At 74.8% G+C, this 11,659-nt stretch carries 11 protein-coding genes; 7 read left to right on the top strand and 4 right to left on the bottom strand.

The genetic code is table 11. The features are described from left to right. Nucleotides 1-43: 43 nt before the first annotated feature. Nucleotides 44-2,263 carry a tetratricopeptide repeat protein gene (locus ACFV2S_RS02160; protein WP_385553380.1) on the bottom strand — a complete coding sequence of 740 codons (2,220 nt, stop codon included), beginning with the start codon at nt 2,261-2,263 and terminating at the stop codon, nt 44-46. Next, a complete protein-coding gene (locus ACFV2S_RS02165) occupies nt 2,245-3,159 on the bottom strand; it encodes an oxygenase MpaB family protein (RefSeq protein WP_385553382.1) in 915 nt (304 codons plus the stop codon). Before ACFV2S_RS02165 ends, ACFV2S_RS02160 begins: the two co-directional genes overlap by 19 nt. A gap of 288 nt (nt 3,160-3,447) precedes the next feature. Between ACFV2S_RS02165 and ACFV2S_RS02170 the strand changes: the two genes are divergently transcribed. The 6 genes from ACFV2S_RS02170 (at nt 3,448) to ACFV2S_RS02195 (ending at nt 9,001) form a co-directional block, all read left to right on the top strand. Next, complete coding sequence (locus tag ACFV2S_RS02170) at nt 3,448-4,326, top strand: potassium channel family protein (protein WP_385553384.1); 879 nt, start codon at nt 3,448-3,450, stop codon at nt 4,324-4,326. Nucleotides 4,327-4,378: 52 nt separating this feature from the next. Next, nucleotides 4,379-4,945, top strand: a complete 567-nt coding sequence (locus tag ACFV2S_RS02175) for a YciI family protein (RefSeq protein WP_385553386.1) — start codon at nt 4,379-4,381, stop codon at nt 4,943-4,945. A gap of 121 nt (nt 4,946-5,066) precedes the next feature. Continuing rightward, on the top strand, nt 5,067-5,348 hold the full coding sequence (locus tag ACFV2S_RS02180; protein ID WP_385553388.1) for a pyrimidine/purine nucleoside phosphorylase: 282 nt from the start codon (nt 5,067-5,069) through the stop codon (nt 5,346-5,348). 183 nt (nt 5,349-5,531) lie between these two features. Beyond that, entirely contained in the window at nt 5,532-7,007 is a 1,476-nt protein-coding gene (locus ACFV2S_RS02185) for an FAD-dependent monooxygenase (RefSeq protein WP_385553390.1), read from the top strand. Nucleotides 7,008-7,208: 201 nt separating this feature from the next. Further along, nucleotides 7,209-8,141, top strand: a complete 933-nt coding sequence (locus tag ACFV2S_RS02190; protein ID WP_385553392.1) for a ScbA/BarX family gamma-butyrolactone biosynthesis protein — start codon at nt 7,209-7,211, stop codon at nt 8,139-8,141. Nucleotides 8,142-8,158: 17 nt separating this feature from the next. Then, nucleotides 8,159-9,001 carry an NAD(P)H-binding protein gene (locus ACFV2S_RS02195; protein WP_385553394.1) on the top strand — a complete coding sequence of 281 codons (843 nt, stop codon included), beginning with the start codon at nt 8,159-8,161 and terminating at the stop codon, nt 8,999-9,001. 60 nt (nt 9,002-9,061) lie between these two features. Here ACFV2S_RS02195 and ACFV2S_RS02200 read toward each other — a convergent pair whose 3' ends face one another. Together ACFV2S_RS02200 and ACFV2S_RS02205 are read right to left on the bottom strand one after the other, a co-directional pair. Then, nucleotides 9,062-10,240 carry an acyl-CoA dehydrogenase family protein gene (locus ACFV2S_RS02200; RefSeq protein ID WP_385553396.1) on the bottom strand — a complete coding sequence of 393 codons (1,179 nt, stop codon included), beginning with the start codon at nt 10,238-10,240 and terminating at the stop codon, nt 9,062-9,064. Nucleotides 10,241-10,440: 200 nt separating this feature from the next. Continuing rightward, nucleotides 10,441-10,641 carry a hypothetical protein gene (locus ACFV2S_RS02205; RefSeq protein ID WP_385553398.1) on the bottom strand — a complete coding sequence of 67 codons (201 nt, stop codon included), beginning with the start codon at nt 10,639-10,641 and terminating at the stop codon, nt 10,441-10,443. Between the two features lie 158 nt (nt 10,642-10,799). Here ACFV2S_RS02205 and ACFV2S_RS02210 point away from each other — a divergent pair, with 158 nt between their 5' ends. After that, nucleotides 10,800-11,657 carry a siderophore-interacting protein gene (locus ACFV2S_RS02210; RefSeq protein WP_385553400.1) on the top strand — a complete coding sequence of 286 codons (858 nt, stop codon included), beginning with the start codon at nt 10,800-10,802 and terminating at the stop codon, nt 11,655-11,657. Nucleotides 11,658-11,659 lie beyond the last annotated feature (2 nt).

Consider the following 11,659-nt stretch of genomic DNA (forward strand, 5'->3'; position numbering starts at 1 on the left):
GGCCCCGGCCGCGCGCCGACGAGGGGGGCCTCCCCGTCGGCCGTCACGCCTCCGGTGGGGTGGCCGCTCTCAGGAGGAGGGCGGCCGCCTCGGTGTGGCGGCCGAGGCGCTCCAGGCTCTCGGCCTCGTCGTCGAGGGCGGCGAGGGTGTCGGGGTGGGCGGGACCGAGGAGCCGGGTCCGGGCGGCGGCGATCGCCCGGTGGCACTCCAGCGCCTCCTCCCAGCGGTCGAGCCGCCCGAGGGCGACGGCCGTCTCCCACCGGCTGAGGAGCGTGTCCGGGTGGTCCTCGCCCAGGACCCGCGCGCGGTCCGCGTGGACGCCCTCGGACTCGGCGAGCGCCTCCGTCCAGCGCCCGAGCCGCCCCAGGTTGACGGCCAGGGCCTGCCGCGCGCGGAGGGTCTCCGGACCGTCGGGTCCCTGCGCGCGGGTGCGGGCGGCGACGAGCTCGCGGCACACGTCCAGGGCGTCCGCGGCCTGGCCGAGGCGGCCCAGGCAGACGCCGGTCTCGTAGCGGGCGGCGAGGGTGTCCGGGTGCTCGGGGCCGAGGGCGGCGGCGCGTCCGTCGGCGACCGCGCGGTACTGGACGAGCGCCTCCTCCCCGCGCCCGAGCCGGGTCAGGGTGAAGGCGACCTCGTGGCGGGTCACGAGGGTGTCCGGGTGGGCCTCGCCGAGCAGCCGGGCGCGGGCCCGGGCGACCTCGTCCGCGGTGCGGTAGGACTCCTCCAGGCGGCCGAGACGGCCCAGGGTGAACGCCAGGTTGTGCCGGCAGCGCAGGGTGTCGGGGTGGTCGGGGCCGACGGTGCGCTCGCGGGCGGCGAGCACGTCGGTGTACACCTCGTACGCCTCGGGGTGCCGCCCGAGGCGGCCCAGGGCGTAGGCCCGCTCCTGCCGGGCCGCCAGGGTGTCGGGGTGGTCGTCACCGAGCACGCGGGCGCGGGCCTCGGCGACCTCGCCGAAGACGCGCAGGGAGTCGGCGGCGCGGTCGAGCCGGGCGAGGGCGAAGCCGACCTCGTAGCGGCTGGTCAGCGTGTCGGGGTGGTCCTCGCCGAGGGTGCGCGCCCGGTCCCGGGCGACGGACCGGTGCACGGACTCGGCCTCGTCCCAGCGGCCGAGCCTGCCGAGGCCCATTCCGGCGCGGAACCGTCCGGCGAGCACGGCGATCAGCTCCGCCGGGGGCGCGGGGGCGTCCCCGGGAGCCGCGGTGGTCCACTCCGTGGTGAGGACGGCCGCGGCGGGATCGTGGGCGGCCGGGCGCGGTCCGGCGACGGCCGCCGGGCGGTGCCCGCCGGTGATTCCCCGGACCCACCCGGGCGCGGGGGCCGTCTCCTCGGCCGCCGGTACGGGCAGGGGGGCGGTCACCGGCAGGGCGGGGAACACGGGCTCGTGCGGGGGCGGCGGGAACGGGGCCGGGCCGGAGCGTCCCGAGACGATCCGGCGGCGCAGGTCGCCCGCGTCGGCCGGCCGCTCCTCGGGGACCTTGGCGAGCAGGTCGACGACGATCCGGTCGAAGTAGTCGGGCAGCTCGGCGCGGTGCGCGCGCGGCGGGCTCGGCACGGTGTCCCGGTGGCCGATGAGGATGGCCCAGGAGTCGCCGAGGTCGAAGGGCGGTGCGCCGGTGGCCAGTTCGTACAGGACGCACCCCAGCGAGTAGAGGTCACTGCGGTGGTCGATCTCGCCGCCGCCGATCTGCTCGGGGGACATGTAGTGGGGCGTGCCCATGGCGATGCCGGTCCCGGTGAGCTTGGACGTGAAGCCCATGTCGGCGCCGAGTCGCGCTATCCCGAAGTCGCAGATCTTCACCGTGCCGTCCGGCAGCCGCACGATGTTCGCGGGCTTCAGGTCCCGGTGCACGATGCCCTGGCGGTGCGTGTACGCGAGGGCGTCGGCGACCTGGTCGGCGATCTCGACGACGTCCTGGACGGGCAGCGGGTGCTGGTCGTTGGCTACCAGGAGCTGGCTGAGGTTGCGCCCCTCCAGGAGCTCCATGACGAGGAAGAGCACGCCGTCGTACTCGCCGAAGTCGTGCACGACGGTGATGCCCCGGTGCTGGAGCGCCGCCGCCACCCGGGCCTCGCGGCGGAACCGCTCGCGCACCACGGTGAGGACCTGCGGGTCCTGCTGCGGTCCGAGCGGCTTGAGGCACTTCACGGCGACGCCGCGCCCGAGTGCCTCGTCCGTGGCGCGCCACACCTCGCCCATGCCTCCGCGACCGATCACCTCGTGCAGGCGGTACCGGCCGTGGATCAGTCTGGAGTCCCCCATCGCGTGCTGCCGCCCCCGTCGATTCCGTACTGCCTTCTCGGCTCCTCCAGTATGGCCGCCGGGTCGGACAGTGAATACGGGGCGGGGTACGCGTAGGGGTCGGGCCGGGTCTCCGGGCCGAGCCGGTCCACGGCGCGCAGGATGTGCCGGGGCGGGAGCCGCCAGCGCAGCCGGGCGGGCACGCAGCGCAGCAGGTTGGCGGTCGCGACGAGCCGGTGGGTGACGGTCCCGGGCGGCGGGGCGGGGCGGCCGTAGAGCGCGTGGGCGTAGGGGGGCAGGGTGTCGTAGGCGAGCGCGGTGACGCGCCGCCAGAGCACCTCGCGCGCCGGGACGAGCGCCCGTCGGACGGGCGGGCGGCGCAGGAAGTCCTCGACGGTCCGGGCGTCCGGTCCGGCGGCGAGGCCGGGACGGACCGCGTCGAAGTAGGCGGCGAGTTCGGCGGTGGACGCGGGGACGGTGTCCGGGTCGAGGCCGACGAGCCGGGCGGAGGTGCGGTGTTCGTCGACGTACCGGTCGGCCTGGGCGTCGGTGAGGGGGATCCCGGAGCGGCGGGCGACCGTGAGGTAGGAGTCGGTCTCGGCGCAGTGGACCCAGAGCAGCAGTTCGGGGTCGTCGACGCCGAGGAGCCGGTGGATCCGCCGGACCCGGGCGCCCGCCGCCTCGGCGGCCTCGGTGGTCCCGTAGCTGAGGGTCCCGACGAAGTCCGCGGTCCGCATCAGCCGGCCCCAGGGGTCCTTCCGGAAACCGCTGTTGATCATGACGCCGCGGACGGCGACGGGGTGCAGGGCCTGCAGCCAGAGGGCCCGGACACCGGCGATCCACATCACCGGGTCGCTGTGCAGCTGCCACGTCACGGAGCGGGGACCGAAGAGCCCGGGGTCGGCGTCCTGCCTCATGGCGCTCAGGCTACGCCGGAACCGGCCCCGGGGACCCGGTCGGGAGACGTCCTCTTCCACGACGGGCAGGCGCGTCGGGCACGCGTCTCGGACGCGGCCCGGCGAGGGCGGGCGAGGACCGGCGCGGGCAGGCGGCTCCCCGGGCCCGCCCGCCCGCGCGTGCCGCGCGCACGGCGGGCCCGGGAGCGTCCGCCGTGCGGGGAGCCGCCCGCCCGCGCATGATCGGTGCATGGCCTGCGAGCGTGTCGACCGGCCCGGGCGGACGGGCGCGGGGCGGACGGTGGCGGGATGAGGTGGCTGTCCGTCCTCGCGGGAGCGGCGCTGATCCTCCTCATCCTGCGGGACGTCTTCCACACCATCTGGCACCCCACCCGGCACGGCGGGCTGAGCAGGCTGGTCATGCGGGGCGTGTGGCGGTTCTCGGCCCATCACGGGGAGCGGTGGCGGCCGGTCGGTCTCGCGGGTCCGGTGGGCATGATGGCGGTCGTCGCCGTCTGGTCGTTCACCGTCGCCGCGGGCTGGGGGCTCATCTACTGGCCCCACATGCCGGAGGACTTCTCGTACGCCTCGGGGCTGACGCCCTCGGACCACGCGTCCCCGGTCGACGCGCTGTACGTCTCGCTGGTCACCCTGGCCACCCTCGGCCTCGGCGACATCGCGCCGACGTCGGGGTGGCTGCGCGTCCTCGCGCCGCTGGAGGCGCTGGTGGGGTTCGCCCTGCTGTCGGCGACCGTCGCCTGGGTCCTGGGCATCTACCCGGCCCTCGCCCGCCGCAGGGCGCTGGCCCTGCGGCTGTCCCATCTGCGCCGCGTCCGCGTCCCGGACGGGTCCCTCGACTCCCCCGGAGGTGCCGCGCTCCTCGACGGTCTCGGCTCGGCGCTCGCGACGGTGACCGTGGACTTCCTGCAGTACGCCGAGTCGTACTACTTCTACGACGGCGACGCGAAGATCTCCCTGGCCGGGCAGCTCGGCCACGCGGTCGGCCTGGCGGGGAGGGCGGAGCGGGCCCGTCATCCGGACGTCCGGCTCTCCGGCGCGGTCCTGCGCACGGCGCTCGACGACCTGGCCGGTGTCCTCGACGAGCGCTTCCTGCGCACGGGCGGCGCGCCCGAGGAGGTGTTCACGGCGTACGCGAGGGACCACGGCCGCCGCCCCGCACCGCCGTGACGTGGGGCGATATCCCCTCGACATGATCGCTCCGGCGCCACATCCTGGCCCCATGGAATTCCTCTGCTACCACCGCGACCGGCCCGGATCGATGCCCCTGCGGCAGGCCCTGGTCGAGGCGCACTGGGCGTACATGGACGGCTTCGCGGACCGGCTCATCGCCCGCGGGCCGACCTTCGACGCGGCGGGCGAGGCCTGCACCGGGAGCGTGCACATCGTCGACCTGCCCGACGCCGCCGCGGCCCGGGCCTTCGCCTTCGACGAGCCCAACTACCAGGCCGGGGCCTACCGGGACGTCCTGGTGAGGCGGTGGCGCAACGTGCTGGGCCGGACGATGTGGGAGTTCCCCGGCGGCCGCGAGGGCGGCAACCGCTACCTGGTCCTGGGCCTCGGCGAGGGCGAGCCCGTCGACCTCACGCCCCCGGCGGAGGCCGTGGAGGGGGGCGACCTCATCGCCTACGGCCCGCTGCTCTCCGACGACGGCGGCACGTGGGTGGGGACGGCGGCCCTGGTGCGCGCCCCGGACGAGGCCGGGGCCGCGGCGGTCCTGCGGACCCCCGACCGGTATGCCGGGATCGAGGTCCACCACTGGGCCTTCGGCGGGCGCCCGACGGCCTGAACCCATCCAGCAGGTGAGACCGGCCGGGGCCACCGCCCCGGCCCGATCTAAGGTGCCCCTACCCGCGGCCGGCGGGTGATCCCCCGGCCGCCCGCGCTGCCCGATCTCACCGAGGATGCCCATGTTTACGGTCAACGAGTACTTCGACGGCACGGTCAAGTCGATCGCGTTCACTCAGGAGCAGGGTCCGGCGACCATCGGCGTCATGGCTCCGGGCGAGTACGAGTTCGGCACGGCCGCCCCGGAGGTCATGCACGTGGTCAGCGGCGCCCTGACGGTCAGGCTGCCGGGCGCCGACGCGTGGGAGACCTTCGCCGCCGGGGAGGAGTTCAAGGTCCCCGGGGACAGCAGGTTCCAGCTCAGGGTCGCGGTGGACACGGCCTACCTGTGCGAGTACCGCTGACCGAGCGGGGACGGACCGAGGGCCTGTCTTCCGGATCAGGCCCTGCACGACCGCACTGGTGTACTAGATTCGATCAAGACGGCTGAACGGGAGTCCCGGAGAAGGCCCGGCGGATCGGCTCGCACCACGAGGGAACGGCCCGCGACCGTCGCACCCGTCGACCGGCCGAGGAGCGAACCTGCCATGCGCACTGCCACGCACACCGAGATCGTCGTCGTCGGAGGCGGGCCGGTCGGCATGCTGATCGCCGCCGAGCTGGGGGCGTACGGGATCGACGTCGTGGTGCTGGAGGAGAAGCGCGAGACGTCCGGTCACCCCAAGGCCGGGACCCTCCACGCCAGGGCCGTGCAGGCGCTGACCCGGCGGGGCTACCTCGGGCTGCCGCGGTCCTCGGACGCGCCGGTGACCGAGCAGTTCCACTTCGCCGGGATGCCCGGGCTGACGATCACGGTCCCCGCGGCCGAACCCGAGCCCATCCTCAAGCGTGCCCAGGCCGACCTGGAGCGGGAGTTCGAGCAGCGGGCCCGGGAGCGCGGCGTGACCGTGCTGCGCGACCACCGGGTGACCGCGCTGCGCCAGGGGCCCGACGGGGTCGACGTGGTGGCCGAGGGGCCCGGGGGCGAGCGCACGTACAGCGCCCTCTTCCTGGTCGGGGCCGACGGCGCGCGCAGCACCGTACGCCGGGAGGCCGGCTTCACCGAGGACACCCACCCCGCGACGGTCTCGGCGATGATGGGCCTGGTCCGGCTGACCGAGCCCGACAAGGCGCCGCGGGGCTGGTGCCGTACCGAGCGGGGCTGGGTCATCGCGAAGCCCGTTCCCGACGGGCACTCCCTCGTCCGCACGCTCGACTGCGACGGGCCCCATCCCCACCGGCACACTCGGGCGACGGTGCGGGAACTGCAGGACGAGGCGTCCCGGATCGCCGGATACGACATCCCGATGGAGGACGCGCTCGCGGTGACGCGGTTCAGCGACTTCACCCGGCTGGTGCACCAGTACCGCAAGGACCGCGTGTTCCTGGCGGGGGACGCCGCGCACGTGCACTTCCCCATCGGCGGCCAGGGGCTGAGCACCGGGCTGGTCGACGCGCTCAACCTGGCCTGGAAGCTGGCCCACACCGTGCGGGGAACGGCGGGCGAGGGGCTGCTCGACACGTACGACGCCGAGCGCAGGCCGGCCGCCCAGCGGGTCATCGACAACACGCGCGTCCAGCTGACGCTGATGCGTCCCGCCCCCGACCTCGACCCGCTGCGCGCGATGGTCACCGAGCTGCTGACGCTGGAGCAGACCCGTCGCCACGTGGGCGACCTGATCAGCGCGCAGGAGACGGTGTACCCGGCCCGCTCGGGCTCCGCCTCCCGGTGGGAGGGGCGGTTCCTGGAGAACGTCGCGGTGGGGGACGGCGAGGCGCCGCAGGACGTCACGGGGCTGCTGCACGACGGCCGGCCCCTGCTTCTGCTGTCCGGCGGGCAGGCCGCGGCGTACGGCGAGTCGGCCCGGGGCTGGGCCCATGTGCTGCACACCGTCGTCGCCGCACCGGATGCCGCCCTCCCGTCGGACGCGGTGCTGGTGCGTCCTGACGGCCATGTCGCCTGGGCACCGGACGCGGGCGACCTCACCGGCGCGCTGCGCCTGTGGTTCGGCGAGCCCCGGTAGGCGCCGGCGGGCGGCCTCCGCGGTCTTCCGGCGTGTTCGGGCCGCCCGGTCCCGCCTCGCCGGGCCGCCGTCCTCGCGTCCGTGACGTGGGTCTCTTCGCCGAGCAATGGCTTGCGTCACGTAATAGGATCATCCGGCTGGTTGGCTCTTGTTTCAGGCGCGGCTCGCCTGTCGCCGCCGCCGGAAACCATGGGGGATTTCATGAACAGGACGACGATCGACGGGGGAAGCCTCCGGTCGCCCAGCGGGCCGTTTCCCGCGTCACTGGCTCAGCTGCATCGCGCCAGGCAGGCCGACGCCTTCCCGGTCAGCTGGACGCGGACGCGGGACGACCACCACTCGGTCACCGCCCACTGGCCCGGTGAGCACCCTTACTTCATCCCCGTACACGGGCACCGCTACGATCCCCTGCTCGTCGCCGAGACCATGCGTCAGGCCACCCTGCTCGTGCTGCACGCCGGCTACGGCGTTCCGGTGGGACACCACTTCCTCCTGGCGGAGCTGCAGTTCACCTGCGACATGGACCGGCTCGCCATCGACGACGGGCCCGGGGAGGTGGAGGTGCAGGTGGTCTGCTCCGATGTCAGGCGGGTCCGTGGGCACGTCTCCCAGCTGAGGATCGACATGGCCGTGCGGCGCGCGGGGGCGGTCGTGGCCACGGGCGTGATCACGGGGCGGATCGTCGGCCCGGAGGCCTATCTCCGGGTACGGGGCGACCGCGCCGTCCCGGGATTCGAGGTCCCGCGCACGCCTCCGGTGCCGGCCGCGCTCGTCGGCCGGTCGAGCGCGGAGGACGTCCTGCTCTCGCCCACCCCGCAGGAACGGCTGTGGCAGCTGCGCGTCGACACCACGCACCCGATCCTGTTCCAGAGCGAGAAGGACCACGTGCCCGGGATGCTGCTCCTCGAAGCGGCCAGGCAGGCGGCCGGACTGGGGACGCCGTCCCAGCCGTTCGTCCCCTCCTCGGGACGCATCAGCTTCCAGCGCTACGCCGAGTTCGGCACCCCCTGCTGGATACGGACCCACGCCCTGCCCACATCGCGCGCCGGGACGACCGGCGTCACCATCACCGGGAGCCAGGACGACGGCGCGGTGTTCCTCGCCGAGCTCTCCTCGGCCCTTCCCGCCTGCTGACGGACGGTATCGCAGACATGATCCTTGTCACCGGAGCAACCGGCACGGTCGGACGGGAGGTCGCCCGCCTGCTGGCCCCCGGCCGGCCGCTGCGCATCCTCACGAGGCGGCCCGAACTCGTCACCGCCCAGGGGCCCGCCGTCACCGTGGTCCGCGGCGGCTTCACGGACCCCGAGAGCCTCCACCGGGCACTGACCGGAGTCCGCGCCGCCTTCCTGGTCACCAACCGGGTGACGGAGGAGGACGACGCGCGGTTCATCGAAGCGGCCAGGGCCTGCGGCGTACGGCACCTGGTCAAGCTCTCCGCGGCCGCCGTGGAGGATCCGGAGGCGGACGACCTCATCACCCGCTGGCAGCGTGAGAACGAGCGGGCCGTGCGGGAGTCGGGTCTGGAGTGGACCTTGCTGCGCCCCCGGTCCTTCATGTCCAACACCCTGTCGTGGGCATCGGCCATCCGTTCCGAGGGCGTCGTGCGGGCGCTCCACGGGGAGTCCGCCAACGCCTGCGTGGACCCGCGCGACATCGCCGAGGTGGCGGTGCACGCCCTGACGCGGGACGGGCAGGGGGGCCGGGTGCACCCGCTCTCGGGTCCGGAGCCGGTCACCGCGCTCGAACAGACCGCCGTGCTCTCCGAGGTCTTGGGGCGACCGCTGCGCTTCGAGGAACTCGGACCGGAGCGGGCCCGCTCGGCCCTGCTGGACCGCTATCCCGAGGCGATCGCCGAAGCGCTGCTGCACAGCGCCGGGCGCCAGCGGGCCGGCGCGAAGGCCCGGGTGGAATCCGCGGTGCCCGCGCTCCTGGGACGCCCCGCACGGACCTTCGGCGCCTGGGCGGCGGACCACGCGCAGGCGTTCGCCTGACCTGCCCGCCCGCCCGCCGGGCAGGCGGGCAGGCGGGGCAAGAGATCGCCGGGACGCCCGCTACCGGCGGACGCGGGGCATGCCCAGGCCGATCCAGGAGATGATCTCGCGCTGGATCTCGTTGTTGCCGCCGCCGAAGGTGAAGATGACGGCCGAGCGGTAGCCCCGCTCCAGTTCGCCGTGCAGGACGGCGCCCGCCGAGCCCTCCTTGAGGGCGCCGGCCGCGCCGACGACCTCCATCAGGGCGGCGTACGCGTCGCGGCGGGCCTCGGAGCCGTACACCTTGACGGCGGAGGCGTCCTGGGGGGTGAGCGTGCCGTTCTGGACGGCGCTCACCATCTGCCAGTTGAGCAGCTTCATCGCGTCGAGCCGGGCATGGGTGCGGGCCAGGGTGCGCCGCACCCAGGGGAGGTCGATGACCCGGCCGCCGTCGGAGAGCGGGGTGCCGGCGGCCCAGCGCTGCACGTCGTGGAGGGCGCGGATCGCCATGGTCCCGTGGGCGGCGAGGGTCACGCGCTCGTGGTTGAGCTGGTTGGTGATGAGCCGCCAGCCCTTGTTCTCCTCGCCGACGCGGCGGGAGACGGGGACGCGGACGTCGTCGTAGTAGCTCGCGGTCGTGTCGTGCGAGGCGAGGGTGTTGATGATCGTGCAGGAGTAGCCGGGGTCGCTCGTCGGCACGAGGAGCATGGTGATGCCCTTGTGCGGCGGCGCGTCGGGGTCCGTGCGGACGGCGAGCCAGACCCAGTCGGCGGTGTCGCCGTTCGTCGTCCAGATCTTCTGGCCGTTCACGACGTACGTGTCCCCCTCCCGCACCGCGCGGGTCTTCAGGGCGGCCAGGTCCGTGCCCGCGTCGGGCTCGCTGTAGCCGATGGCGAAGTCGATCTCGCCGGACAGGATGCCGGGCAGGAAGTACGCCTTCTGCTCGTCCGTGCCGTACCGCATGATCGTGGGGCCCACGGTGTTCAGCGCCATCAGCGGCAGCGGCACACCGGCCTGCGCGGCCTCGTCGAAGAAGATGAACTGTTCCATGGGGGTGAGCCCGCGCCCGCCGTACTCGGTGGGCCACCCCACCCCGAGCCAGCCGTCGGTGCCGAGGCGCCGCACGGTCTGCCGGTAGAAGCGTTTCTGCGCGGCCGGGTCCGCGTACCGGGTGTGGACGTCGTCCGGGACCAGCCCGGCGAAGTACGCCCGCAGCTCGGCGCGCAGGCTGTTCTGTGCGGGCGTGTACTCGAGGTGCATGGCGTCCTCCCGTGGCGGGCGTCCGTCGGTGTCCGCGCGAGGGCGCGCGGTGTCCGCCGCGTCCCCGTGCGGTGCGACGCGCGACGGCGGCCACGGTAGAACGTGTTCCACAAATGCGGAAGCCTCGGGACCCGCCGGGAACGCGCGCGACCCCGGACCGGAAGACCGGTCCGGGGCCCACGGGAGGGTGGTGTGCGTTCCTAGGGCAGGAGCTCGTCCATGCAGGCGCGGCCCTTCTCGGCCATGCGGCGTTCCGCCCAGGCGAGGTTCTTCGCATTCACGTCACGCCCGGAGGCGAGGACCACGTCCTCCGGCGTGAATTCGCCCTCCGACCCTGTGTGCAGCAGCCGGTCGGGCGTCGGGATGTCCCCCGGGGACGTCTTGTCGGGCTCAGCGTTCATGCCGCCTCCTACGTGTGCGTCCGGCACTCGCCATTCTCGTGTCCGCTCCCCGTGCGCGCATCCGGGGCCGCGGCCCTCCCGTGTCGACGCGGTGTCGACGCCGTGTCGGCCGCCCCGGGGAGGGTGGGGGCCCGGACCCGCCTCCCGAGGAGCAGTCGATGACCCAGCACCCCTCCGAGCCCCTGCCCCTGCGCCGTCTGACGGTCACCGCCGTCCGCGCCGTGACCCCGCGCATGCGCCGGGTCACCCTCGGCGACCCGAGCCTCGACGGCTTCGCCCTCGCGGGCCCCGACCAGCAGGTGAAGCTGTTCTTCCCCCGGCCGGGCAGGACGGAGCCGGTCCTGCCGGCGCCCGGGCCCGACGGCGACGCGATGCGCTGGTACGGGGCCTACGCGGCGCTCCCCGAGACGGAGCGCCCGTGGATGCGGAGCTACACCCTCCGCGCGCACGACCCGGCGGCCGGAACCGTCGACGTCGACTTCTTCCTCCACGCGGAGGGCGGGGACGCGGGCCCGGCGACCCGCTGGGCCGCCTCGGCGCGCCCCGGTGACGTGCTGGGCATGTTCGGCCCGTCGGCGGCCTTCGCGGTCCCCGTCGATCCCGGCGCGGGCGACTGGACGCTCCTGTACGCCGACGCCTGCGCCCTCCCCGCGCTCGCCACGGTCGTCGCCGCGCTCCCGCCGGGACGGCGGGCCCTCGCGTACGTCCAGGTCCCCGACCGCTCCGAGGAGCAGCCGCTGCCGACGGCGGGCGACCTGACCGTACGCCGTCTGCGCGACGGCGACTCGCCGGCCCAGGCCGTGCGGGCGGACCGCCTGCCGCCCGGCCGGCCGTACGCCTGGCTCGCGGGCGAGGCCTCGGCGGTGCGCGGGCTGCGGCGCCACCTCGTGGAGGAGCGCGGCGTCGACCGGCGCTCGGTGCACTTCACCGGGTACTGGCGCCGCCGCCTCACCCAGGACGACGCGCCGACCCAGGAGGACCTGGCCGAGGCGCGCGAGCGCCTGTCGCTCGGCTAGGC

This window comes from Streptomyces sp. NPDC059695 (assembly GCF_042733785.1).
Taxonomy (GTDB): Bacteria; Actinomycetota; Actinomycetes; order Streptomycetales; family Streptomycetaceae; genus Streptomyces.